The 25,240-nt window shown below is 55.4% G+C and carries 22 protein-coding genes; 14 read left to right on the forward strand and 8 right to left on the reverse strand.

Annotation, left to right across the window (positions count from 1 at the left end):
• Positions 1 to 7 precede the first annotated feature (7 nt).
• From QMZ65_RS04195 to QMZ65_RS04205, 3 genes are all read left to right on the forward strand, one after another.
• Positions 8 to 838, forward strand: coding sequence for a phosphodiesterase (locus tag QMZ65_RS04195; RefSeq protein WP_097118583.1), 831 nt, complete (start codon positions 8 to 10; stop codon positions 836 to 838).
• A gap of 165 nt (positions 839 to 1,003) precedes the next feature.
• Positions 1,004 to 2,596 carry a sensor domain-containing diguanylate cyclase gene (locus tag QMZ65_RS04200; RefSeq protein ID WP_058959105.1) on the forward strand — a complete coding sequence of 531 codons (1,593 nt, stop codon included), beginning with the start codon at positions 1,004 to 1,006 and terminating at the stop codon, positions 2,594 to 2,596.
• Between the two features lie 136 nt (positions 2,597 to 2,732).
• Positions 2,733 to 3,800: an AI-2E family transporter gene (locus tag QMZ65_RS04205; protein ID WP_283215487.1), complete on the forward strand. Its 1,068-nt coding sequence runs from the start codon at positions 2,733 to 2,735 to the stop codon at positions 3,798 to 3,800.
• A gap of 34 nt (positions 3,801 to 3,834) precedes the next feature.
• Here the strand turns inward: QMZ65_RS04205 and bcp are convergent, their stop codons facing one another.
• Together bcp and QMZ65_RS04215 are read right to left on the reverse strand one after the other, a co-directional pair.
• The gene (gene bcp, locus QMZ65_RS04210; RefSeq protein WP_034825761.1) at positions 3,835 to 4,302 is read right to left on the reverse strand and encodes a thioredoxin-dependent thiol peroxidase; all 468 of its coding nucleotides are present in this window, start codon (positions 4,300 to 4,302) and stop codon (positions 3,835 to 3,837) included.
• A gap of 140 nt (positions 4,303 to 4,442) precedes the next feature.
• The gene (locus tag QMZ65_RS04215; RefSeq protein ID WP_370523124.1) at positions 4,443 to 5,042 is read right to left on the reverse strand and encodes a glycine cleavage system transcriptional repressor; all 600 of its coding nucleotides are present in this window, start codon (positions 5,040 to 5,042) and stop codon (positions 4,443 to 4,445) included.
• A 110-nt stretch (positions 5,043 to 5,152) separates the two neighbouring features.
• Between QMZ65_RS04215 and dapA the strand changes: the two genes are divergently transcribed.
• The 6 genes from dapA (at position 5,153) to ypfH (ending at position 11,925) form a co-directional block, all read left to right on the forward strand.
• Positions 5,153 to 6,031 carry a 4-hydroxy-tetrahydrodipicolinate synthase gene (gene dapA / locus QMZ65_RS04220; RefSeq protein ID WP_097118582.1) on the forward strand — a complete coding sequence of 293 codons (879 nt, stop codon included), beginning with the start codon at positions 5,153 to 5,155 and terminating at the stop codon, positions 6,029 to 6,031.
• 14 nt (positions 6,032 to 6,045) lie between these two features.
• Positions 6,046 to 7,077, forward strand: a complete 1,032-nt coding sequence (gene bamC / locus QMZ65_RS04225) for an outer membrane protein assembly factor BamC (protein WP_034825767.1) — start codon at positions 6,046 to 6,048, stop codon at positions 7,075 to 7,077.
• Between the two features lie 144 nt (positions 7,078 to 7,221).
• The gene (gene purC / locus QMZ65_RS04230; RefSeq protein WP_034825771.1) at positions 7,222 to 7,935 is read left to right on the forward strand and encodes a phosphoribosylaminoimidazolesuccinocarboxamide synthase; all 714 of its coding nucleotides are present in this window, start codon (positions 7,222 to 7,224) and stop codon (positions 7,933 to 7,935) included.
• A gap of 222 nt (positions 7,936 to 8,157) precedes the next feature.
• Entirely contained in the window at positions 8,158 to 9,021 is an 864-nt protein-coding gene (ypfJ, locus tag QMZ65_RS04235) for a KPN_02809 family neutral zinc metallopeptidase (protein ID WP_058959102.1), read from the forward strand.
• Positions 9,021 to 11,156 (forward strand): tRNA(Met) cytidine acetyltransferase TmcA, encoded by a 2,136-nt coding sequence (locus QMZ65_RS04240; RefSeq protein WP_283215488.1) that lies wholly within the window; start codon positions 9,021 to 9,023, stop codon positions 11,154 to 11,156. The genes ypfJ and QMZ65_RS04240 overlap by 1 nt, the downstream gene beginning before the upstream one ends.
• 73 nt (positions 11,157 to 11,229) lie before the next feature.
• Entirely contained in the window at positions 11,230 to 11,925 is a 696-nt protein-coding gene (gene ypfH, locus QMZ65_RS04245) for an esterase (RefSeq protein WP_166936363.1), read from the forward strand.
• A gap of 124 nt (positions 11,926 to 12,049) precedes the next feature.
• Here the strand turns inward: ypfH and QMZ65_RS04250 are convergent, their stop codons facing one another.
• Genes QMZ65_RS04250 through QMZ65_RS04260 form a run of 3 tightly spaced genes read right to left on the reverse strand, consistent with a single transcriptional unit; the run spans position 12,050 to position 13,761 of the window.
• Positions 12,050 to 12,238 carry a YpfN family protein gene (locus QMZ65_RS04250; protein WP_034825779.1) on the reverse strand — a complete coding sequence of 63 codons (189 nt, stop codon included), beginning with the start codon at positions 12,236 to 12,238 and terminating at the stop codon, positions 12,050 to 12,052.
• Positions 12,239 to 12,263: 25 nt separating this feature from the next.
• Positions 12,264 to 13,391 (reverse strand): succinyl-diaminopimelate desuccinylase, encoded by a 1,128-nt coding sequence (gene dapE, locus QMZ65_RS04255; RefSeq protein WP_097118579.1) that lies wholly within the window; start codon positions 13,389 to 13,391, stop codon positions 12,264 to 12,266.
• A 1-nt stretch (position 13,392) separates the two neighbouring features.
• Positions 13,393 to 13,761 (reverse strand): ArsC family reductase, encoded by a 369-nt coding sequence (locus tag QMZ65_RS04260; RefSeq protein WP_034825783.1) that lies wholly within the window; start codon positions 13,759 to 13,761, stop codon positions 13,393 to 13,395.
• A gap of 404 nt (positions 13,762 to 14,165) precedes the next feature.
• On the opposite strand from QMZ65_RS04260, the gene ypfM reads away from it, so the two are divergent.
• The gene (ypfM, locus tag QMZ65_RS25330) at positions 14,166 to 14,228 is read left to right on the forward strand and encodes a protein YpfM (RefSeq protein WP_141399026.1); all 63 of its coding nucleotides are present in this window, start codon (positions 14,166 to 14,168) and stop codon (positions 14,226 to 14,228) included.
• 95 nt (positions 14,229 to 14,323) lie between these two features.
• Here ypfM and acrD read toward each other — a convergent pair whose 3' ends face one another.
• The 3 genes from acrD to narQ all read right to left on the reverse strand — a co-directional run bounded on the left by acrD (position 14,324) and on the right by narQ (position 19,998).
• Positions 14,324 to 17,440, reverse strand: a complete 3,117-nt coding sequence (gene acrD, locus QMZ65_RS04265; RefSeq protein ID WP_283215490.1) for a multidrug efflux RND transporter permease AcrD — start codon at positions 17,438 to 17,440, stop codon at positions 14,324 to 14,326.
• 195 nt (positions 17,441 to 17,635) lie between these two features.
• The gene (locus QMZ65_RS04270) at positions 17,636 to 18,268 is read right to left on the reverse strand and encodes a response regulator (protein ID WP_058959096.1); all 633 of its coding nucleotides are present in this window, start codon (positions 18,266 to 18,268) and stop codon (positions 17,636 to 17,638) included.
• Between the two features lie 41 nt (positions 18,269 to 18,309).
• On the reverse strand, positions 18,310 to 19,998 hold the full coding sequence (gene narQ / locus QMZ65_RS04275) for a nitrate/nitrite two-component system sensor histidine kinase NarQ (RefSeq protein ID WP_283215491.1): 1,689 nt from the start codon (positions 19,996 to 19,998) through the stop codon (positions 18,310 to 18,312).
• Between the two features lie 241 nt (positions 19,999 to 20,239).
• Between narQ and QMZ65_RS04280 the strand changes: the two genes are divergently transcribed.
• From QMZ65_RS04280 to napA, 4 genes are all read left to right on the forward strand, one after another.
• Positions 20,240 to 20,512, forward strand: a complete 273-nt coding sequence (locus QMZ65_RS04280; RefSeq protein WP_058959094.1) for a YdgH/BhsA/McbA-like domain containing protein — start codon at positions 20,240 to 20,242, stop codon at positions 20,510 to 20,512.
• A gap of 278 nt (positions 20,513 to 20,790) precedes the next feature.
• Positions 20,791 to 22,293 carry an L-asparagine permease gene (ansP, locus tag QMZ65_RS04285; protein ID WP_097118576.1) on the forward strand — a complete coding sequence of 501 codons (1,503 nt, stop codon included), beginning with the start codon at positions 20,791 to 20,793 and terminating at the stop codon, positions 22,291 to 22,293.
• Between the two features lie 162 nt (positions 22,294 to 22,455).
• Positions 22,456 to 22,746, forward strand: a complete 291-nt coding sequence (locus tag QMZ65_RS04290) for a chaperone NapD (RefSeq protein WP_045814879.1) — start codon at positions 22,456 to 22,458, stop codon at positions 22,744 to 22,746.
• Positions 22,743 to 25,229, forward strand: coding sequence for a nitrate reductase catalytic subunit NapA (gene napA / locus QMZ65_RS04295; RefSeq protein ID WP_283215492.1), 2,487 nt, complete (start codon positions 22,743 to 22,745; stop codon positions 25,227 to 25,229). Before QMZ65_RS04290 ends, napA begins: the two co-directional genes overlap by 4 nt.
• Positions 25,230 to 25,240 lie beyond the last annotated feature (11 nt).

Genomic DNA, 25,240 nt, shown 5'->3' on the forward strand with positions numbered 1-25,240 from the left:
GAAATTCGTGTCTGAAGCATTGACGCTGATTGCGCAAATAAGTGATTTACATATCAAGGCGAACGGTCGCCTGTCGTATAAAAAAGTGGACACCCAGGCGGCGCTGCTGCGGGTCATCGACACCCTGAATCGTTTGACGCCGCGCCCGGATATGGTGGTGATCACCGGCGATCTGGTGGATTTCGGCAACGCAGAAGAGTATCAAACGCTGCGAACGGCGCTGCGACGTTTGCAACTGCCTTACATGCTGATGGCGGGCAATCACGACGATCGCCAGCAGTTACGCGCGGCGTTTCCGGATCACCACTATCTGCAACGTGGTGAAACCCTCAACTGGCAGGCACGGGTGAAAGGGGTGCAGCTGCTGGCACTGGATTCCAGCGTGCCGCAGCAGCCGTGGGGCTACGTGGACCAAGCGCAGCTGGCCTGGCTGGAAGAACAGCTGGCACGTGAGCCACAATTGCCTACGCTGGTGATGTTGCACCATCCACCGTTGGTTTCCGGTATCGGCCATATGGATAAGCAACCGCTGCGTAATCCCGACGCGCTGGCGGCGATTATCCGCCAACATCCGCAGGTGGAACGCGTGTTGAGCGGTCATTTGCATCGTTCGGTACAGGCGCGCTTCGCCGGTACGTTAGCCTGCGTTGCGCCAGGCGTGTCGCATCAGGTGGCCTTTGATTTGTCTGAAAATGGTCCGGCGAATTTCGTGCTGGAGCCGCCGGGTTTCCTGCTACATCGCTGGCACCCACAGCAAGGTATGACAACACACCAGTGCGCTATCGGCGATTATCCGGGCCCGTGGCCGTTCTATGATGCGAATGGTCTGATCGATTAGCGCCAACGTTTGCTGAATAATTACGCGTGTCTGACAGGATGGTTCGTGCTCAATCTGGTTTGCAGGTGTACAATTGGCGGTTCCCTCACCAGGGGTAGCTAGTCCAACTATAACTATATTGTCAGGCACGCGAATGATGAATTTTCACACCAGGGCGGTTGCGTCATGCTGATGCGCATCCGGCCAAAAACTGACCTGCGTACGCTGATCGCGTTGCTGGCGATCACCAGTATCGTCATTACGCTCGCCAATACCTTGTACGCCACCTGGCGTGTGCAGCGTATGGTGCTGATCGAGAGCACGCTCGAAGCCAATCGCGCTTATGCCACCAAACTGGCTGCTACCACGGAAGTCTTTTTCCAGCTGGCACAGTCGCAGCTGCACTACAGCGCGACGCAGTTGGGCAAGGATTTTGATAATCCAGAACTGGCGCAGCAGGAAGTGAATCGTCTGCGTGAGCAAACCAATAGCTTCAACTCCGTTGCGGTGGTCGACACCAATGGGATAGTGAAAGCGATTTCGCCTGAGTCACTGATGCTCAAAGGCATGCAGCTCACCAGCCAGGCTTCGCGGGAAGCGCTGGCACAGCGCCAACCGATGGTGAGCAAACCCACCATCTCTGCTGCCAACAATCTGATTGTGTTTGTCTCCTGGCCGATCTGGAGCAACGAAGGACGCTACCTCGGCTATGTAGGCGGCACTATTTATCTGAAGAAGAAAAGTATCCTCAATGCCTTACTCGGTGAGCAGTTCTACCGGGATGGCACGCGCGTGTATGTATTGGATCGCAACAATCAGGTGCTTTATCACCAGAATAGCCAGCTGATTGGTAAAACCGCGCCAGAGATCGTCAGCGAGCGTCAACGCAATGAGAGCACTAATGGCGAGGTGCAGGTCAAAGAAGAAGACACGCCGAAACTGGCGGGTTACGCCATTGTGCCGACCACCGGCTGGATGGTGGTGGCGCTCAAACCAACCGACGTCACCCTGCAACCGCTCTCGGGTTTGCTGCTGAAAGTGCTGAAAAACTCGGTGCCGTTTGCGTTGCTGACCTTACTGATGGCGGTGATCTTCGCCCGTCTGATTGCCTTGCCGCTGTGGCAACTGGCGCGTAAAGCCAGTCAGATGGACACCCAAGGCGTCTCGGGTGAAATTGGCGGTATTCGTGCCTGGTACTTCGAAGCCGCACAGGTGAAACGCGCCTTGCTCACCGGGATCGGACTGGTACAGGACAAAATCGGTCGGCTGAAATCGGAAGTACAAACCGATCCGATGACCAGTTTGCTTAACCGCCGTGGCCTGAGTGCGGTGCTGGATTACTTCGAAACCATGCGTCAGCCTTTTGCGGTGCTGGCGCTGGATATCGACCATTTCAAGCGGGTGAATGACAACTTCGGCCATGATGTGGGTGACGAAGTGATCAAACAGGTGGCGCGTACCCTGCGTAACAGTGCGCGCCAGACCGACGTGGTGTGCCGTAATGGCGGCGAGGAATTTTTGATGCTGTTGCCAGCCACCTCGACGGAAGAAGCGCGGGTGATTGCCGAGCGCGTGCGTACCAGCATCGCCGAGAGCTGGATTGACCATGTTGGGCATATCACGCTTTCAGTGGGCATCGCACATTGGGAGGCCGATAACCAGCCGCAAGATGTGAGCTTGAAACAGGCGGATGCCGCACTCTATCAGGCGAAAAATGCCGGACGTAACTGCGTGATGATTGCCGGGCAGGATGCGCTGGTGAGCAGCATTACCCGCTAATCTTCACATAGCCGCTGCTAACGGCGGCTCTCTCATTCCGCACCAAACAGGTGCCCGGTACAGGTTCATCTGAACCGGGCATCGACTGCAAATTTCTGTACAATCGTCATCCCGTTTTTGGCGTCAAGGAAGTGAAATGCTGGCTCTGCTTTTCCAATGGTACAAATGTCGCTTTAGCGATCCGCAGGCGATTGGCCTGCTGGTAATCCTGTTGATGGCGTTCTGTATCCTGTTTTTCTTCAGTGGATTATTAGCACCGTTGCTGGTCGCGCTGGTGCTGGCTTATCTGCTGGAGTGGCCAACCGTTCGATTACAGCGCCTGGGATGCAGCCGCACCTGCGCCACCAGCATGGTGCTGATTGTTTTTGCCGGTATTTTGCTGGTGATGGTGCTGATTGTTGCGCCAGTGGCCTGGCAGCAGGGCATCAATTTGCTGCGTGACCTGCCGAATATGCTCAACAAGCTCTATGTCTATGCCGCCGGGTTGCCGAAGCGTTTTCCGGCGCTGGTGGATGCGGGCATCATCGATATCATCGTGGAGAATCTGCGTAGCCGCCTGACCGGGTTGGGGGAGTCATTGGTGAAGTACTCGCTGGCCTCGCTAGTCGGGCTGATGACGCTGATGATCTATCTGGTGCTGGTGCCGCTGATGGTGTTCTTCCTGCTGAAAGATAAAGAACAGATGCTCAATGCTGTGCGTCGCGTGCTGCCGCGCAATCGCGGGTTGGCGGGCGTGGTGTGGCAGGAGATGAATCAGCAAATCACCAACTACATTCGTGGCAAAGTGCTGGAGATGGTCGCGGTAGGGTTTGTCACCTGGATTGCCTTCCTGGTCTTAGGGCTCAACTATGCGTTGCTGCTGGCGGTGCTGGTCGGGATTTCCGTGCTAATTCCCTACATCGGCGCGATGGTGGTCACCATTCCGGTGATTGGCGTCGGCCTGTTCCAGTGGGGCTTAGGCACCGATTTCTGGACGATGTTTATCGTTTATCTGGTGGTGCAGGCGCTGGATGGCAATGTGCTGGTGCCGATTTTGTTTTCAGAGGCCGTCAACCTGCATCCGCTGGTGATCATTCTTTCGGTGGTGATTTTTGGTGGTATGTGGGGCTTTTGGGGCGTGTTCTTTGCCATTCCGCTGGCGACGTTAATCAAGGCTGTGGTGCGCGCCTGGCCGGAAACCACGCTGGAGCATCAGCAGGGGTAAATAAAACGGGTGCACATTGTGCACCCGTTTTATTTTATGCCGACTTCAGATAATCCAGCACGATGTCGTGGTGGTTCGACGTTTTGAAGTCGTCGAAGACTTTCTCAACTTTGCCGTTGCCGTCGATCAGGAAACTGATGCGGTGGATACCGTCATAGGTTTTACCCATAAAGGTTTTCTCACCCCAGACACCGAATTCCTGGCAGACCTGGTGGTCTTCATCAGATAAAAGGGTGAAGTTCAGCACCTCTTTTTCGGCGAAGCGTGACAATTTTTCAGGCTTATCTGTGCTGATGCCCAGCACTTCCACGCCCACGGTTTTCAACGCATCCATGTTGTCGCGCAGACCACAGGCCTGAACGGTGCAACCCGGCGTCATGGCCTTCGGGTAGAAATAGACCAGAACGCGCTGTCCCTGGAAGTCGGCCAAATTTACTTGTTCGCCGTCCTGATCGGGCAAGCTAAATTTCGGTGCGGTATCACCGGCTTTCAGTGGATTCATCACAACTCTCCATTTTTTTCTTCATGCTGTGGGTAATACACCCTCGCGGCAAAAAGCACCAGCGGGTGCCACCCTCTGGGTTATTTCACTACACGGTATGCTGCAGGGCAGAGTGTGTGGAGAAATAATCCGGCGTTAGCTTACAGGGTGTTGTTGGCATCGTCGGTGACACTATAAAGACGAATTGAGCCTTGTGCATGCAGTTCTTCACACAGATTGTTGAAGGCCTGTTCAAACGGTGCGCTGGCCTGATTATCCGGGCTGTGTGCCGTCATCTGAATATACAGTGTCGGTGGGACACCTTCCTGTGCCGGGGTAATACGCGACACCAATTCGGCAATGTTCATCTGATGTTTATCGAACAGATCGGTAAAGCGCTCAATGAGATGAGGAGAATCTGGCACTTCCACCTGCACCCATACCGTGGCAGGCATCGGCGGGGTGACGCGCGCATTAGTGCGCTTCATCACAATCAACAGTTCCAGCTCAGCCCCTTTCATCGGCAGCGTGGATTCAATCAGGGTTATCGCGTTCCAGCTCCCCGAAAGCAACATGATGAAGGTGAACTCATCGCCCAGCATCGCCAGACGACTGTCTTCAATATTACAGCCGCAGCTACTGACGTGGCGAGTGATGGTATTGACGATACCCGGACGATCAACGCCCAATGCGGTGATCACCAGATGGTGAGGCTGTGACTGCGACAAAATGGCATTTCCTGTACGTTCGCTAATAACCATAAGGTAAACATAAAAAAAACTGCTGACAAGGGTAGGAATGGCTTGGCTCGCTTGCTTTTCTTTCGAGGTAAAACGTAACATGAGGCACTTGTTTGTCGAGGGGATAGCCCATGTTCACCGGAAGTATTGTTGCGCTCATTACGCCAATGAATGAAAAAGGTAATGTCTGCCGCGAGAGTTTGAAAAAACTGATTGATTATCATGTTGCCAGCGGCACCGCGGCGATTGTTTCTGTTGGCACCACCGGCGAATCCGCTACCCTCAGCCATGAAGAACATGGCGATGTGGTGATGCAGACCCTGGAGCTGGCGGATGGCCGTATCCCGGTGATTGCCGGTACCGGCGCCAATGCCACTGCTGAAGGTATCTCTCTCACGAAGCGCTTTACCGGCACCGGTGTGGTGGGTTGTCTGACCGTGACGCCTTACTACAACCGTCCAACTCAGGAAGGTCTGTTCCAGCACTTCAAAGCGATTGCCGAAAGCACCGATCTGCCACAGATGCTGTATAACGTACCATCACGTACGGGCTGCGACATGCTGCCAGAAACCGTGGCTCGCCTGGCCGGAATTAAAAATATTATCGGAATCAAAGAGGCCACCGGGAACTTATCGCGTATTTCTCAGATCCAAGAGCTGGTTAATGATGAGTTCATTATTGTCAGCGGCGATGACGCGACAGCTTTGGACTCCATGCAACTGGGCGGCAAAGGCGTAATCTCGGTTACAGCCAATATTGCAGCGCGTGAAATGGTTGAACTCTGTGCGCTGGCGCAACAGGGTAATTTTGCCGAAGCGCGTCGCCTGAATCAGCGTCTGATGCACCTGCACCAGACGCTTTTCTGTGAACCCAATCCAATCCCGGTTAAATGGGCAGCGAAACAGCTAGGATTAATCGCGGATGACACGCTGCGCTTGCCGATGACGCCACTGACCGAAGCCGGTCAGGCGAAAACGGCTCAGGCGCTGATTAAAGCGGGTCTGCGATAAATTAGGGAGAATCAATGAGTTATTCAGTTAAGCGCTCGACGCTGGCAACCGTGGTGGGCTTGTCCACCCTGATGCTGCTAACAGCTTGTTCCAGCGATCAGCGTTATAAGCGCCAGGTCAGCGGTGATGAATCTTACCTGCAGGCGCCTGAACTGCATGATTTAAAAGCCCCGGCGGGGATGATTCTGCCTCTGCAGAATGGCGATTACGATGTGCCGCACACTGTTGCGAAGGGTGCAGTAGGTAAAGAACTGGATATTCGTCCTCCGGCTCAACCTCTGGCGCTGCTGAACGGCACGCGTGCACAGTTCACTGGTAATACCGGTGTGCTGGCGGTTGAGAGCAGCCGTGGCTCGATCTGGTCACAGGTGGTGAATGTGATCCAGTCCTACAAGTTCCCGATTGCACAGCGTGATGATGCTGGGCAGCAGCTGACCACCGATTGGGTGCAGTGGAACCGTGCGGATGAAGACAATCAGTATCGTGGTCGTTATCAGATCAGCGTTCAGAACCAGAGCTATCAGCAGGTGCTGACGGTTCGTCTGCTGGAACTGCAGCAGAAAGGTGAAACGGTGACGGCTCCGGCACAGATCCAACGCTACACCGGCCAGATGCTGAACGACATCAGCACCGGTCTGGATAAGATTGATACCGCCAGCGCCGATGCCGCTGCAGGCCGCGCGACCGGACAGATTGATGTCCAGAGCGGCGCAGATGATACCGGTCTGCCACTGCTGGTGCTGCGTTCACCGTTTAACGTCACCTGGCAGCGTCTGCCAGCGGCGCTGAAGCGTGTGGGCATGGAAGTGACTGATGACAACCGCTCGCAGGGTAGTCTGAAAGTGACCTACAAGCAGCCGGGCAGCAGCGCGTTTGACGCGATTGGTGCGAAAGATCCTGAGCTGCCAAACGGCGATTACAAATTGCAGGTTGGCGATCTGGATAACCGCAGCAGTCTGCAGTTCATTGATCCTAAGGGCCATGTGCTCACTCAGGCGCAGAATGACGCGCTGGTGGCGGTGTTCCAGGGTGCACTGAACAAATAAATTGCCTAAGGGCCGGAGATTCTCCGGCCTTTTTGTTTTGGATTTGGCATAATAGCGCCCGGCGAAGTAAACGATTGCGTCAGGCAGTCATCGCGCGGTGAAACACCGCTGAACACGGGTTCTTTCATGTTTGGAGTTAATGAGATGCAAAAGCGAGCTGAGTTGTATCGCGGTAAAGCGAAAACCGTATACAGCACCGATAATCCGGATCTGCTGGTACTTGAATTCCGCAACGATACGTCAGCAGGAGACGGTGCACGAATCGAGCAATTTGATCGCAAAGGAATGGTGAACAACAAGTTCAACCATTTCATTATGACCAAATTGCAGGAAGCGGGCATTCCGACCCAGATGGAAGCGCTGCTGTCGGATAACGAAGCGCTGGTCAAAAAGCTGGAGATGGTGCCGGTGGAGTGCGTAGTGCGCAACCGTGCGGCAGGATCGCTGGTAAAACGTCTGGGCGTGGAAGAGGGCATGTTGCTCAATCCACCGCTGTTTGATCTCTTCCTGAAAGATGACGCCAAACACGACCCGATGGTCAACGAATCCTACTGCGAGACCTTTGGCTGGGTCAGCAAGGCCAATCTGGCGCGTATGCAGGAACTGACTTTCAAAGCCAACGACGTACTGAGCAAACTGTTTGATGACGCCGGTCTGATCCTGGTCGACTTCAAGCTGGAGTTTGGTCTATTCAATGGTGAAGTGACGTTGGGCGATGAATTTTCGCCAGACGGCGCGCGTCTGTGGGACAAAGAAACCATGGACAAAATGGACAAAGACCGTTTCCGTCAGAGCCTCGGCGGTCTGATCGAAGCCTATGAAGAAGTGGCGCACCGTCTGGGTGTGAAACTGGATTAAGTCTTCAGCGATGCCTTTTCAGTGCGCATTCCAGCGCACGGTAAACAGAGTGTCGTCATAAATAAAAGGTCGTCATCGGTGACGGCCTTTTCTGTTTCTACCTTCCTGCACGTTATCTAATACGCCTCCTTTCTCTCAATCTCGCGACGCTAACGCCGCAACGCTGGTGATTAGCGATGCCGCCAACTAAAATCATGCAAAACCTTTTAACAGGAGCGAGCCATGCGCTGGCAAGGTCGTCGTGAAAGCGACAATGTAGAAGATCGTCGCAATGATTCACCCGGATTGGGCGGCGGCGGTCGGCAAATCCGCATTCCACGCGGCAAGGGCGGCATCATTCTGCTGATTGTGGTGGCCGTGGCGGGTTATTACGGTTACGACCTCACCGCGCTGCTGGAAGGCGGCACGCCGGTGACACAACAGCAACAGCGCCCGGTGAACTCTGCGCAGGATAATGAGGATGCCAAATTCACTAAGGTGATTCTCGCCACCACCGAAGAGACCTGGGGCACGTTGTTCCAGAAAATGGGCAAACAGTATGTGCCACCTAAGCTGGTGATGTACCGCAACTACACCTCAACCAGCTGCGGCACTGGCCAGTCGGCGATGGGGCCGTTTTACTGTCCGGCGGATCAAACCGTCTATATCGATCTGTCGTTTTACGATGATATGAAAACCAAGCTGGGTGCAGGCGGTGACTTTGCGCAGGGCTATGTGATTGCCCATGAAGTCGGCCATCACATCCAGAAACTGCTGGGCATCGAGCCGAAAGTACGTCAGATGCAGCAGGGTGCCACTCAGACACAGGCCAATCAGCTGTCGGTGAAAATGGAGTTGCAGGCAGACTGCTTTGCCGGCGTGTGGGGCCATTATGTGCAGCAGCAAAATATGCTGGAAGTGGGCGACCTCAAGAAAGCGCTGGATACCGCAGAAGCGATTGGTGATGACCGATTGCAGCAGAAAAGCCAGGGCCGCGTGGTGCCGGATAGCTTCACACACGGCACTTCACAACAGCGCTATACCTGGTTCAAACGCGGTTTTGACAGCGGAAACCCGGGCGACTGCAACACCTTCGCCGCCAACTGATGTCGTTAGTTGATATCACCGCCGCGATGCAGCGAGCGGGCATTCGTCGCTTGTGTGTGATCGCCGGTGAAGCTGACTGGGCGTTGCAGCAGGCAATGGAGTGGCGTGCAGCGCTGACCGGCGACTGGCTCACGTTCAGCGACAGCGATGATTTCCCCCAGCGCGTGGCGCCTGCAGCTCTGCGCACGCTGCTGGGTCGTGAATTCCAGCATGCGATTTTCGATGCGCGCAGCGGTTTCCATGCGGAGGCCTTTGCGGCGTTAGCGGGCACGTTGCGTGCGGGAAGCTGGTTGTTGTTACTGACGCCGCCGTGGCAAGACTGGGCCACGCAACCGGACTGCGACAGCCTGCGCTGGGCCGATGTCGGCGAACCGATCGCCACGCCTTATTTTATTCACCATCTGCAGCAGCTGATTGAACAGGATCCGCAGGTCATATTGCTGCATCAGCATCAGCATCAGCATCAGCATCAGTACCAGCATGAGCATGAGCTCGCACCCGAATTGCTGCAGCAACACCAGCCTGCGCGCGAATCCGGATTACTGCATCAGCATCAACCTGAGCGCGCATCTGAATTACTGCATCAGCATCAATGTGAGCGCGTACCCGAATTACAGCACCCACACCAGCCTGCGCGTACACCTGCCTTACTGGACTTACCCGATTGGCACTGTCAGGCTCCACAGCAGCAGGCGCGGATCCTGCAGCAGCTGCTTAAGATGCCCTCCGGCGTGGCGGTGATCACGGCTGCACGTGGACGTGGCAAATCGGCGCTGGCCGGGATGCTGGCCAAGCATAATCAGCACTGCCTGGTGACGGCACCGGCCAAAGTTTCCACTGAGGTGCTGGCAGCGTTTGCCGGTGAACATTTTCATTTTATGGCGCCAGATGCCATTCTCGCGATGGATGCTGAGCCGTCAGTGCAGTGGCTGATTGTTGATGAAGCGGCCGCCATTCCAGCACCGTTGTTGCAGCAGTTTGTGCAGCGTTTCCCTCGCGTGCTGATGATCACCACCGTGCAGGGTTACGAGGGCACCGGGCGCGGTTTTATGCTGCGTTTCTGCGCTACCTTGCCACAGGTGCAACATTTCCAGCTCGATGAACCCTTGCGCTGGTCAGTGCACGATCCGCTGGAGCAGTGGCTAAGCCAGGCGCTGCTGTTTGAGGATGCGATAGAAAGCGGACCTAACGGCGAGCTAACGATTTTCCCCGCCACGCCAGAGCAAGGAGCACTGGAAGCGGGCTACCGTCTGCTGGCGAGCGCCCACTATCGCACTTCTCCCATTGACCTGCGGCGCATGCTGGATGCCCCCGGCATGCGCTTCTGGCTGGCAGGCACGCCAGAAAACATTGTCGGCGCAGTGTGGCTGGTGGAAGAGGGGGGGTTAGACAAGCCGCTGGCTGATGCCGTCTGGGCGGGGTTGCGCCGTCCGCGCGGCAATCTGGTCGCACAGTCACTGGCAGCCCATGCGGGATTTGCCGAAGCCGCCACCTTGCGCTCGCAGCGTATCAGTCGCATTGCCGTGTTAGCCGCACAACGACAGCGCGGTATTGGCAGCGCGTTGGTGGCCATGGCACAGCAGCAGGCGGATGGATGCGATTTCCTTTCGGTGAGTTTTGGCTATACCGAATCGCTCTGGCAGTTCTGGCAGCGTTGTGGCTTTACTCTGGTACGCATCGGCTCACAGCGTGAAGCCAGCAGTGGCTGCTATGCGGCGATGGCGATACGTCCCTTAACGCCTGCCGGAGAACAACTGCAGCAGCAAGCGGCACAGCGATTTGCGCGTGACGCGGTGTGGTTGCGTGACATTATTGATGTTCCCTTCAAGACGACCGATCACTCTCAGACACTGAGCGAGGATGACTGGCCGCTGCTGGCAGGATTTGCCTGGGCGCAACGGCCTTATGAGGCGAGCTATGCCGCGTTGCAGCGCCTGGTGCGAGCATCACCACAACCGATACTCGAAGCCATCCTAGTGCAAAAACAAGCGTTGAGTGCTGTAGCGCAGCAAGCGGGACTCAATGGTCGTAAAGCCCTGGTGCAACGCTTACGCCAGGAGACGGCTGAAGCATTGATTCAGTGTGATGCCAGCCGGGCGGAACAGTGGCAGCAGCAGTTGGCATCGTTGCAATAAATCCATTATCTCGTTCAAATTTTCCCAATATCACTCCCGCCTCAGCGGCGTATAGTGATTTGAGGAGGATCTTATGGCACTACGATATGTAATTGTTCAGCAACCGACACACGCTGCGCAGCTGTTTTTGCTGTATCACGGCGTGAATGACAATCCTGATTCGATGGCGCAAGTTGGCAACTGGTTCGCCAAAGCGTTTCCGGAGGCATTCGTTGTCTCAGTGGGTGCGCCCTATCCGGCTAGTGAGCCGCAGGGTCGCCAATGGTTTGCGGATATTCCCGCGCATGACCGCTCGGAACAGCAGGGCGTGAATGCCGTGATGCCGATGTTTGTGGAATCGGTGCGTCACTGGCAGCAGGCATCGGGTGTCCGGCCGGAAGCTACCGCGCTGGTCGGCTTTTCGCAGGGCGGCACCATGGTACTGGAAGGCGTCAAAGCCCATGCCGATCTGGCAGGACGCGCGATTGTGTTTAGCGGTCGTTACAGCACGCTGCCGGAGCGCGTCAGCTCTCGTAATACCATTCATCTGATCCACGGTGATTATGATGATCAGATCCCGCTGGAGCATGCCGAAGCCGCAATGCAACGGTTAACCGCACTGGGTGGGGATGTGACGCTGGATGTGGTGGACGATTTGCCGCATGCCATTGATGATCGCAGCATGCAACTGGCGTTGAATCATCTGCGTTATACCATTCCGCGTCGCTACTTCGACGAGGCGCTCAGCGGGGCTAAACCGGGCGATGATGATGTCATCATGATGATGTGATGGTTGAACAGCGAGGGTTGCTCTTAACGTAACGGCGAGATTAATCGCGCAATTCTATAGCGACTTCGCTATCAGATGCGCGGCGCATCACGCCGCTACGTTACAGGGAGGAGATCAACCGCAATTATTTTTTCTTCGGCCAGTCGTCGTCATCATCCCATTTATCGTTAAAGTCGCGATGCGGTGGTAAATCCGGTTTATTATCCATAAACTTTTTATGATCGATACGTTTTAAGTCTTTATAAACGTTCATTAAAATACCAACCATCAGCAGGATCACTAAGATCCACCAGTACTCTTTAAAGAATTCCATCCCATTGCTCCTTTAGCGTGCTTACTTAAGCGATCAGCTGTTCCATGATGCGCTGGTACATACGACTCAGCATCTGCAAATCTGACGCTTTCACGCACTCATTGATTTTATGAATGGTGGCATTCACCGGGCCCAGTTCCACAACCTGCGCACCCATCCGCGCGATAAAGCGTCCGTCAGAGGTGCCGCCTGTGGTCAGTAATTGTGGCTTAATCTCATTATAGTGCGCGACAGCATTTACCACGGCATCAACCAGTTTGCCGCGTGAGGTCAGGAACGGCTGGCCGGAAACATTCCACTCCAGCGTGTAACGCAGCTGATGGCGATCCAGCAGGGCGGCCACGCGCTCTTTGATCATCTGATCGGTGAGTTCGGTGCTAAAGCGGAAGTTGAACTGCACGAAAAATTCACCGGGGATCACGTTATTACTGCCGGTGCCGGCCTGCACGTTGGCAATCTGCATGCTGGTGGGCGGGAAGAATTCGTTGCCCTGATCCCATTCGGTGGCCACCAGCTCATTCAGGGCTGGCATCGCGCGATGCACCGGGTTATCGGCCAGATGCGGATAGGCCACGTGGCCCTGCACACCGTGGAGGGTGAGATTGGCGGTCATCGAACCGCGACGACCGTTTTTAACCACATCGCCAACGATTTCGGTACTGGAAGGCTCGCCCACCAGGCAGTAATCCATGCGCTCGTTGCGCGCCATCAAACGCTCAACCACTTTCACCGTGCCGTTAACCGCGCTGGCTTCTTCATCGGACGTGATCAGAAACGCCAGACGCCCTTTGTGCTGAGGAGTAGCCGCGACAAAACGTTCTGCAGCCACCACCATCGCCGCCAGCGATCCTTTCATGTCCGCGGCACCACGACCAAACAGCATGCCATCACGAATCGAAGGCTCAAACGGCGGGCTGATCCAGCGATTGGCATCACCCGGCGGCACCACATCGGTGTGACCGGCAAACGCCAGGGTTTCGCCCTGACCACGTGTGGCCCAGAAGTTCAGGGTATCGCCGATGTGCATCTGTTCGACCGTAAAGCCAATCGCTTCCAGACGCGCCACTAACAGCGCCTGACAACCGGCATCATCCGGACTCAGTGACGGACGACGAATTAGCTGCTGAGCCAGCTCAATGACCGGACAGAACATGTTATGACTTCTCCTGGATAAACGCGTGATAAAGGGAATCTTTAAAACCGACCAGCAAGTCGCCATTTGGCGCAGACAATACCGGACGTTTGATAATGGCAGGCTGGGCGAGCATCACGGCTTTCGCGCTGGCCGCATCGGTGACGGCTGCACGCTCCGCTTCTGGCAGATTACGCCAGGTGGTACCGCGCGTATTGAGCAGCACTTCATAGCCAAGCTGATCGATAAACGATTGCAGTAGCGCGTCATCGATGCCATCCACGCGATAATCGTGAAAACGATAGTCGGTGCCGGATTCTGCTAAATAGTTGCGTGCTTTTTTTATGGTGTCGCAATTTTTAATTCCGTACATCACCCACTGCGCTGTCATCGCCTGTTCCCATCCTGTGAAAAATAAAGCGCGAGTTTACCATAGCGCTCTGCTGGCTGTGACCTCTGCGGCGTTAGGCGCTGCGTTTTATTTGTTTTTTAATGATAATTTCAGCGTTATAAATTCTATTAATTAGGTCCAGTAAACGTATTCATTAACGTCCTGAATAGTTCCTGGTGGCATCATCAGTCCCCTAAGAATTATCCTAATCGGAAAAATGTGCTACCCGATAACGCAGGTGATTTTTCCCTGTGTTGTTAACGGCTTGCTGAAATGTGCGTCAGTACGCATTTTCGACAAATTGAAGGTTTTTTGCGCTTTTGCCGATAGTGTTGAGTGGTGGAAACGTATTCACCTGTAGAAAAAATCGGCGTAGAATCACCACTATAATAAGAGAGGGTATGATGGTCGACACCGAATTGGGGAACTGGAAAGAATTTATTGAAGCGATGTTACGTAGTAAGTAATCGCGAAGAGAAAAGCAGGGCACTCCCAACTTGCTGTAATTCAATCCAAATAACAACGGGGCTGCGAATATCGCGGCCCCGTTTTATTTTAGGCTTTAATCGTGTGACTTCTCTTTTAACGGGAAGCGACGACGCACCAGCACAAAGAACAGCGGCACGAAGAAAATCGCTAATATCGTCGCTGAGATCATGCCGCCCATGACGCCCGTTCCGACCGCATGCTGGCTGCCGGAACCCGCCCCGCTGCTGATCGCCATCGGCAGCACGCCGAAGATAAAGGCCAACGACGTCATCAGAATCGGGCGCAGACGCTGACGTGAAGCCTCCAGCGTCGCTTCCATCAGCTCACGTCCTTTGCTGTTGATCTCATTGGCGAATTCCACGATCAGGATGGCGTTCTTCGCCGACAAGCCAATCACGGTGAGCAAGCCAACCTGGAAGTACACGTCGTTCTCGAGTCCGCGCATCCAGGTTGCCACCAGCGCACCCACCACGCCAAGTGGCACCACCAGCATCACGGAGAACGGAATCGACCAACTCTCATACAGCGCGGCCAGACACAGGAATACCACCAGTAGCGAAATCGCATACAGCGCAGGTGCCTGTGAACCGGAGAGACGTTCCTGATAAGAGGCTCCGGTCCACTGGAAGCCAACGCCTAACGGCAGTTGCCCCACCAGTTTCTCCATCACATCCATCGCGGTGCCGCTACTGACGCCATTGGCGGCCTCGCCGACGATCTCCAGTGAAGAGTAGCCGTTGTAACGTTCCAGACGCGGCGAACCGGTTTCCCAACGGCTGGTGGCGAAGGCGGAGAAGGGCACCATAGTGCCGCTACTGTTGCGAACGTACCATTTGTTGATATCGCCTGGCAGCATGCGGAATTCCGCTGCGGCCTGCACATACACCTTCTTCACGCGGCCGCGATCGAGGAAGTCATTCACATAGGTTGAGCCCCATGCGGTGGTCAGCGTGTCATTGATGGTGTCGAGCGAAACGCCCAGCGCCTGCGCTTTGCGCTGATCGACATCAATTTGCAGCTGCGGGCTGTCATCCAGACCGTTGTGACGCACGCGAGAGAGGGCCGGATTGCTGTCAGCCAACTCCAGCAGCTTGTCACGCATTGCCATCAACTGGGTATGACCAATGCCGCCGTGATCCTGCAATTCCATATCAAAACCGGAGGAGCTGCCCATGCCGGTAATCGCCGGTGGGCTGCTGGCGATCACGCGGCCCTCTTTGATTTTATGGAAGGCTTTGGTGGCGCGATCGATGATGGCGAATGAGGTACGATCGCTGCCTGGACGCTCTTCCCAGTTTTTCAGGCGTACAAACAGGCGCGCCACGTTTTGGCCGTTACCACCCGGACCGGCACCGATGGTTGAGAACACCGACAGCACGTTGTCTTTCTCGGCGGTCATGTAATAGTTTTCAACTTTCGCCACCACGTTGGAGGTCTGCTGCAAGGTCGCGCCCGGCGGCAGCTGCACCTGCGTCAGGAATACGCCCCGGTCTTCCAGCGGCAGGAACGAGGTCGGCAGCTTGATAAACAGAAACGCCATTACGCCGATGATGCCGAGATAGAGCACCAGCCAGCGCCCGCCCTTCATCAAGATACGCGCGACTCCGCGTTCGTAGCGTTCCGCGCTGGCATTAAAGTTGCGGTTAAACCAGCCAAAGAAGCCGCGACGTCCATGATGATGGCCTTGTTCAAGAGGTTTGAGCAGCGTTGAGCACAGGGCTGGCGTCAAAATCATCGCCACCAACACCGACAACACCATCGCCGACACGATGGTGATCGAGAACTGGCGATAGATAGCGCCCACGGTGCCGCCGAAGAAGGCCATCGGTACGAATACCGCCGACAGCACCAGCGCAATACCCACCAGCGCCCCCTGGATCTGTCCCATCGATTTTCGCGTGGCGGCGCGCGGTGAAAGTCCTTCCTCACTCATGATGCGTTCAACGTTCTCCACCACCACGATGGCGTCATCCACCAGCAGGCCGATGGCGAGCACCATGGCGAACATGGTAAGCGTGTTGATACTGAATCCGCAGGCATACAGCACCGCGAAGGTGCCGAGCAGCACCACCGGTACGGCAATGGTCGGAATCAGCGTGGCGCGGAAGTTCTGCAGGAACAGATACATCACCAGGAACACCAGCAAAATCGCTTCCAGCAGCGTTTTCACCACGTCGGTGATCGAGGCTTTCACAAACGACGTAGTTTCGTAGGCGATTTTGGCTTCCAGCCCGTGCGGGAAGTAGTGTGACAACTCTTCCACACGTGCGCGCACCAGCTTATCGGTGTTCATTTCGTTGGCGCCGGACGCCAGCTTAATACCGAGACCGGACGCCGCCTGACCGTTGTAGCGGCTGAGGAAGTCGTATTTTTCCGCCCCCATCGCCACGTCAGCCACATCGCCCAGCGTCACCACCGAGCCGTCACTGTTGGTTTTCAGCGTGATGGCTTTGAACTGCTCTGGGGTTTGCAACATCGACTGCGCATTGACGGTGGCATTGAGCGCTTGTTTATCCACCGATGGCAAGCCGCCAACCTGGCCGACCGCCACTTGGGTGTTCTGCGATTCAATCGCCGTCACCACGTCATCGGTGGTCAGCGCATAGGCAATCAGCTTGTTAGGATCGAGCCAGATACGCATCGCGTATTGCGAACCATAGGCGTCAACCTGACCCACACCATCGATGCGGCTCAGCGGATCCTGAATGTTACTGGCGACATAATCTGAAATATCCTGTTTGTCCATACTTCCGTCGGTAGAGACAAACGCAATCATCAGGATATTGCTGTCACCGGTTTTATTCACCGTGACGCCCTGAGATTGAACGGCGGCGGGTAATTTACGCAGTGCGGATTGTAGCTGGTTTTGTACCTGCTGGCGGGCTTCATCAGGATTGGCGCCAGCGGTAAAGGTGAGGGTGATTTGCGCCTGCCCCGTGTTACTGCTGTTTGAGGACATATACATCAGGTTATCGATACCGGTCATGTTCTGTTCGATAACCTGGGTAACGGTGTTCTCCAGCGTTTCCGCAGAGGCTCCGGGATAATTGGCAGTAATACGCACGTTAGGCGGTGCGAGGTCGGGATACTGCTCAATGGGCAGGGAGATGATCGCTAGTGTGCCGCACAGACAAAGCAAAATAGCCAAAACCCAGGCAAAAATGGGGCGGTCGATAAAAAAATTCGACATGGAACCGACACTCCTCAGCTGCGTATTTTTTACTTTTATTATGTTAAACGTGAAGCGCAGTCGGCTTCACGTCGGCGGAGTGCAAGGTGCTATCCCGAAAACTCCTGCTGCTGCCTACTGTACGCGGCGCAAATTAGAGAATCGTGGATAAATTATGGAGAAAGTGTAAATGTCGTGCTGGTTTTCTGTGCGCTGCTACACATTGCGGCTCTCGAGCCAGAGCACTGTGGCGGCGACGCGTGAACGAACGTCCAGTTTACGCAGCAGATTGCGGATGTGCACTTTTACCGTTTCTTCGGAAATATGCAAGGTGGCGGCAATCTCTTTATTAGATAACCCGCGCGCCACTTCCTGCAATACATCCAGTTCACGCTCGGTGAGTTGTTTGAAAGGATTGGCGCTCGGCTGGCGCGTTGCCAGATATTCTGCCACCACTTCACTAAACACATTCTCACCCATTGCACCGCGCATGACCTGCGCCAGCAATAATTCCGGCTCACTGTCTTTCAGCAAATAGCCATCAGCGCCGGCATCGACCATGGCGTAAATATCATTGCGTGCGTCGGAAACGGTCAGCACCAAAATGCGCGAAGCGATCCCTTCATGGCGCAGGGCTTTAAGGGTATCTAAACCCGACATGCCTTTCATGTTCAGATCGAGCAATATCACATCGGGCGAGAGGCGACGTGCTTCAGCCAGCGCTTCTGTACCGTTGTTGGCTTCGGCCACCACTTCCAGACGTGGTTCCAGTGCCAGCAGTTGGCGGATGCCACGACGCATCAGCGGATGATCGTCAACGATCATAATAGTCAGGGAAGAGGGGGCCATAAATTCTCCAGTCAAAGTCCATTCAACATAAGTGTATCGCGTTAAGCCAGCCGGTGTGCCGGTCGCGGTGGGAAACGCAGCGTAACGCGCGTGCCACGCGTCTGCGGAGTAATCAGTAAGCTGCCAGAAAGCCGGGCAGCGCGCTCCGCCATTATCGTCAGACCGTAATGGCCTGGAGGTTCTTCCAGGCTACGGATGCCGCAACCGTCATCTTCAATCGTCAGCAAATGGAATGCGTCTTCATCGCGCTGATAAAAAATATGGATTTGCTGCGCCTGTGCGTGACGAATGGCGTTCAGCAGGGCTTCACGTGCAATCTGCAGCACATGTACCTGCTGTTGCGCATCCAGCGTTTGCAGGCCCGATTGATAATCGAAGGTGATCGCGGCCTGCGATTGTTCCTGCAGCGGGGCGATCATGGCCTGCATCGCCTGCACTAAATCCGCCTGTTCAATGGTCAGTCGGAAGGTGGTGAGCAATTCGCGTAGCTGCTGATAGGCCTCGGCCAATGCGCGATCAAATTCGGCAATAATGGATTGCGCCTGAGGCTGGGTATTATCGACATTGCGGCGCAGCAGCGTGAGCTGAATGCGCAGGAAAGAGAGCGACTGCGCCAGCGAATCATGCAGCTCACGCGCGATAGTCGATCGCTCTTCAATTAATAGCATCTGCTGGTACTGTTTTTGCGTCTGCCAAATCCATAGCGAGCGCGCCAGCATGTTGGCCAGGCTTTGCATCAGTTCATCGGCAGGAGGCGCTCGCCGCGTTTGCCAGCACAGTTCGCCGAGTCGTTGGTCCTCTTGCTGCAACGGCAAACTTTGCCATTCGAGATCGTCTTCCGCCACGCCCGCCTGAAAATTAATGCCGTCGCTGGTGATGCTCAATACGGTCAACGCTTCACGACGTTGCACCAGCCGCAGCAATCCCTGGAACAACTCTGGGTTCAGTGGGCTGCTGGTGAGGATCTGTGAGCTTTCATAGAGTAATTTCAGCGTGCGATTGGCTTGGGTGAGATCTTCCGTTTTATTGCGTACCGCCAGCTCAAGCAGGCGATAGTGCGAGTGCAGCCGTTCGGCCATGGTGGTAAAGGCTTGAGCTAACACGCCGAGTTCTGTGGGTTGGGAAATCGATAACGGCGGAAAGCTGAAATTCGCCTGCTCAACGTATTGGCTGGCCGTGACCAGTGAATCCAGCGGTCGCACCACGTTGCGACGAATAAAGCGGATGGTCCAAAGCGCCAGTGCCACAATCGCCAAAAAGCCGAACAGGCTGCTGGCCGCCACCAGATGCATTTTCAGTTCGGCGTAATGTTGCAGTGCCAGCACAAAACGGTCGATTTCACTGACGTACCCGGCAACGCGTTGCTGATAGATCTGCGCGCGCTCGGGCTGTAGCGTTTGTTGCAATTGCGGCCAGCTATCGCGCAGATAGCGATAGCGGCTGGCGACTTCCTTCGGCACCCACGGGCGCTCCAGATGCTGCAGAGCCGGTGAGCTGAGGGTTTGCTGATAGATTTGGATGTGCTGCGCCAGCTGCTGCGGATCGCGCGTGCTATCCCAGGCGAGGCGGTATATTTGCATGCGCAGCGAACCGGCGACATTCACCGCTTCGGCATCACGTAAACTGCTAGAGAGCGTTAACAGCGCCAGGCCGGTGGTGAGCAGCGACAACAACACAATCGCGCTCAGGGCACGGGCCATGGTGCGGGTAACAGGACGTTTCACTATCACAATAAAACCCTTATAAGAGCGTGGGATTATAAGGCAGCGTCAGGCAGACAGCGAGCCGGAATCGTCACATCAGGTTACTTTTAGCAGAGAAATCCACTTCTCTTTACCTTTCCCTGGATTGCATGTCGTTAGCTGGCGAATTATTGAACGGCTTTACGGCCAGCTGTGCCTGCTTTTCATTACTTCGCTGATAATTTGTAGCGTAATCACTTTTATGAACGGACGACAACAGGAGCAAATGATGAAGACACCCATTGCCATTCTGACTGCTGCACTGCTTGCCACCGCAAGTTTCACGGCCTTCGCCGCGCAACCCTTAAGTGCTGAGCAGGCGGAAAACCTGCAAAGCAGCGGTACCGTTTCCATCAGCGGCGTTCGCGGTTCCATCGATGATGCAACCCGCCAGCTGTCGCAGAAAGCGGAAGATATGGGCGCCAGCCATTACCGCGTAATTGGCGTGCAAAACCCAGGCGATTCCAGCCTGTGGAGCGGCACCGCAGAGATTTACCGTTAATCCCCTCCCGTAGTTTTTCCCTGTAGCCACCCCTTTACCGGCCATTCACTGGCCGGTTTTTTTGTGCACCGCGACCGATTCTTACAAATCAACTCGTGCAACCAAACGGTATTTTTTGCTTCGTTCATGCAGAACGGGTAGGATTCATCGCCGTAAATTCCCGGCTCACCGCGCGACATCGTTCCGCCGTATCGGTAGCGGGTTTTACCCCATTTCGCACCGCCGCACGCAAACGATTGGTCAGGCGATGATTGATGGTCAGGACAAACAGGAAAGCTATGAATTCAACTAAAAAAACCGCAGCCGAACAACGCGCTGCGAAAAGACGCTGGCTCAATTCCCACGACAGCGGTTACCACAAAGCAATGGGTAACCGTCAGGTACAAATGATCGCCATTGGCGGTGCCATCGGTACCGGCCTGTTCCTTGGTGCAGGCGCGCGCTTGCAGATGGCTGGTCCTGCTCTGGCACTGGTTTATCTGGTGTGCGGTATCTTCTCCTTCTTTATCCTTCGTGCGTTGGGCGAACTGGTATTACACCGCCCATCAAGCGGCAGCTTTGTTTCTTATGCACGCGAATTCCTCGGGGAAAAAGCGTCATACGTGGCAGGCTGGATGTACTTCGTTAACTGGGCGATGACCGGTATCGTGGATATCACCGCAGTTGCGTTGTATATGCACTACTGGGGCGCGTTTGGTGATGTGCCGCAGTGGGTGTTTGCTCTCGGCGCTCTGGCGATTGTCGGTACCATGAACATGATCGGCGTGAAGTGGTTCGCCGAAATGGAGTTCTGGTTCGCATTGGTGAAAGTGCTGGCGATCGTGGTGTTCCTGATCGTCGGTGTGGTGTTCCTCGGCAGCGGTAAACCGCTGGACGGCAATACTACCGGCTTCCATCTGATCACGGACAACGGCGGTTTCTTCCCGCACGGCTTGCTGCCGGCGCTGGTGTTGGTGCAAGGGGTGGTGTTTGCCTTCGCCTCGATTGAGTTGGTGGGCACCGCGGCCGGGGAGTGTAAAGACCCGAAAACCATGCTGCCTAAAGCCATCAACAGCGTGATCTGGCGTATTGGTCTCTTCTACGTCGGTTCGGTGGTGCTGCTGGTACTGCTGCTGCCATGGAACGCCTATCAGGCAGGGCAGAGTCCGTTTGTGACCTTCTTCTCCAAACTGGGCGTACCTTACATTGGTAGCGTGATGAACATCGTGGTGCTGAGCGCAGCGTTGTCGAGCCTCAACTCGGGCTTGTACTCCACCGGTCGTATTCTACGCTCCATGTCGATGGGCGGTTCTGCGCCTCAGTTCATGTCGAAGATGAGCAAACAGCAGGTGCCGTTCGCCGGTATCCTCGTTACCATCGCGGTGTACGTGGTCGGTGTGGTGCTCAACTACTATGTGCCATCGCAGGTGTTTGAGATCGTACTGAACGTAGCTTCACTGGGCATCATCTCTTCCTGGGGCTTTATCGTGGTGTGCCAGATGCGTCTGCGCAAAGCGATTAAAGAAGGTAAAGCGGAAGACGTCAGTTTCAAGCTGCCGTGGGCACCGTTCACTTCATGGTTGACGCTGCTGTTCCTGGTGAGCGTGCTGGTGTTGATGGCGTTTGATTATCCAAACGGTACCTACACTATTGCATCCATCCCGCTGATTGCCGTGGTACTGGTGCTGGGCTGGTTCGGTGTGCGCAAACGCGTGCATGCGGAAGCCATGAAAGAGCACGACCATCATCATGACGAACAGGATGATGGGGCAGCTAAGCTGGCGGAAGATAGCTCGCGTTAATCGCAGCCATTCTCATCAACGGGGGCCTTTTGGCCCCCGTTTTCATTTCAATTGTCCTTCCCTTGATCCCACATCGGGATATACACCTTTCGGGTGATATAGCCCTGCAAAAGCTCAGGGTATTTTACGCCTCATCTCAAGCTGGCTAAACGAGGTGAGCGCATGACGCACTCCATTCTCCCTGAAAGCAGTTGGCACGTATGCGGTCTGGTCATCCAGGCGCGATCTCACGCCATCCCGGCGGTAAAGCAGGCATTGCTGTTGCTTTCTGATTGCGAAATCGCCGCCGAAGACAGCGCACGCGGCACGCTGGCCGTGACCCTGGGTGCTGCTGATAGTCGCGCCTTGCTGAATAACATCGAAGCCACCCGCAATATCCCGCATGTATTGGCCGTTTCTCTGGTGTATCACCAGCAAGACGAAACGGAATATCGTCACAAGGAAGCATCATGAAAGTCAGTCGTCGAGAATTTATGAAGGCCAATGCGGCCGCAGCGGCGGCAGTGGCCGCCGGACTCACTATTCCCAGCGTCACCAAAGCCGTGACCGCACTGGGCGCCCCGATCCGCTGGGAAAAGGCGCCGTGTCGTTTTTGTGGCACCGGTTGTGGCGTGCTGGTGGGCACGCAAGAGGGACGCGTGGTGGCCTCACAGGGCGATCCGCAGGCGGAAGTAAACCGTGGGTTGAACTGCATCAAAGGTTATTTCCTGCCCAAGATCATGTACGGAAAAGACCGCCTGACGCAGCCGTTGCTGCGCATGACCGATGGCCACTACGACAAAGAAGGCGAGTTTACCCCGGTGAGTTGGGATCAGGCCTTCGACATCATGGAACAGAAGTTCAAAGCGGCGCTAAAAGCCAACGGGCCTGAATCCATCGGCATGTTCGGTTCCGGTCAATGGACGGTATGGGAAGGGTATGCCGCCTCTAAATTGATGAAAGCCGGTTTCCGCACCAATAATCTCGATCCTAACGCGCGCCACTGCATGGCCTCGGCGGTGGTGGGCTTTATGCGTACCTTCGGCATGGATGAACCGATGGGCTGCTACGATGACATCGAAGTGGCCGATGCCTTTGTGCTGTGGGGCTCGAACATGGCCGAGATGCATCCGATTCTCTGGTCACGCCTGACCGCCCGTCGCCTGAGCGATGACAACGTTAAAGTCGCGGTGCTCTCTACCTACCGTCATCGCAGTTTTGAACTGGCTGATAACGGCATGGTGTTTACGCCGCAAAGCGATTTGGCGATTCTTAACTTCATCGCCAACTACATCATTCAGAACAACAAAGTCGATAAAGCCTTCCTGCAGAATCACGTCACGTTGCGTAAAGGCGTCACGGATATTGGTTATGGATTGCGCCCAAGCGATCCGCGTCAGGCCTCAGCGAAAAACCCGGATAGCGGCGAATCCACGCCGATCAGCTTCGACGAGTACGCCAAATTCGTTGCCGAATACACGGTAGAGAAAGCCAGTGAGATGAGCGGTGTAGAGCAGGATCAGCTGATTGCGCTGGCCGAACTCTATGCCGACCCAAACATCAACGTGGTCTCCTACTGGACCATGGGCTTTAATCAACATACGCGCGGCGTGTGGGCCAATAACCTGTGCTACAACATCCATCTGCTGACCGGAAAAATCTCGCGCCCCGGCACCGGTCCCTTCTCGCTCACCGGGCAACCCTCCGCGTGCGGAACCGCACGTGAAGTCGGCACCTTCTCGCATCGCCTGCCCGCAGACATGGTGGTGAATAACGATAAGCACCGTGCGACGGCTGAGAAACTGTGGAAGCTGCCGCAGGGCACCATTCCCGCCAAAATCGGCCTGCATGCGGTCGCTCAGGATCGCGCGCTGAAAGACGGCAAACTGAATGCGTACTGGGTGATGTGTAACAACAACATGCAGGCGGGCCCAAACCTGACGCAGGAGCGCATGCCAGGCTGGCGTGATGCACGCAACTTTATCGTGGTGTCCGATCCTTATCCCACCGTCAGTGCTTTGTGTGCGGACTTGATCCTGCCGACGGCGATGTGGGTGGAGAAAGAGGGTGCTTACGGCAACGCCGAGCGTCGTACTCAGTTCTGGCACCAACAGGTGAAAGCACCGGGTGAGGCCAAATCGGATCTGTGGCAGATGGTGAATTTCGCTAAGCGTTTCCGCGTGGCAGAGGTCTGGCCGGAAGCGTTGATTGCCCAACAGCCAGAGCTGCGGGATAAAACCTTGTATGACGTGCTGTACGCCAACGGCCAGGTTAATCAATTCCCGTTGAGCGAAGTGGCCGACGATCGACTGAACGACGAGGCGCGCGATTTTGGCTTCTACATCCAAAAAGGCCTGTTTGAAGAGTATGCCAGCTTTGGTCGCGGACACGGTCACGATCTGGCGCCATTCGATGCCTATCATGAAGCGCGCGGATTGCGCTGGCCGGTGGTGAATGGCAAAGAGACGCGCTGGCGCTACCGCGAAGGCTTTGACAGCTACGTCAAAGCGGGCGAGGGCGTGCGTTTCTATGGCAAACCAGATGGCAAAGCCACCATTTTTGCCCTGCCGTATGAGCCGCCCGCTGAAGCACCGGACACCGAGTACGATATGTGGTTCTGTACCGGCCGCGTGCTGGAACACTGGCACACCGGCACCATGACGCGTCGTGTGCCGGAGCTGCATCGTGCCGTGCCGCAGGCGCTGCTGTATATCCATCCGCTGGACGCCAAAGATCGCGGTTTCCGCCGTGGTGAGAAGGTCCGCGTGGTATCACGCCGTGGCGAAACCGTCGCCACGGTCGAAACGCGCGGACGTAATCAACCGCCAAAAGGGCTGGTGTTTATGCCGTTCTTTGATGCTGGCGTGCTGGCCAACAACGTCACGCTGGATGCCACCGATCCGCTATCGAAGCAGACCGATTACAAAAAATGCGCCGTTAAGCTGGTCAAAATCTAAGGCAGGATGCA

It is taken from the genome of Pantoea sp. EABMAA-21, from assembly GCF_030053335.1.
Lineage (GTDB): Bacteria > Pseudomonadota > Gammaproteobacteria > Enterobacterales > Enterobacteriaceae > Pantoea > Pantoea communis.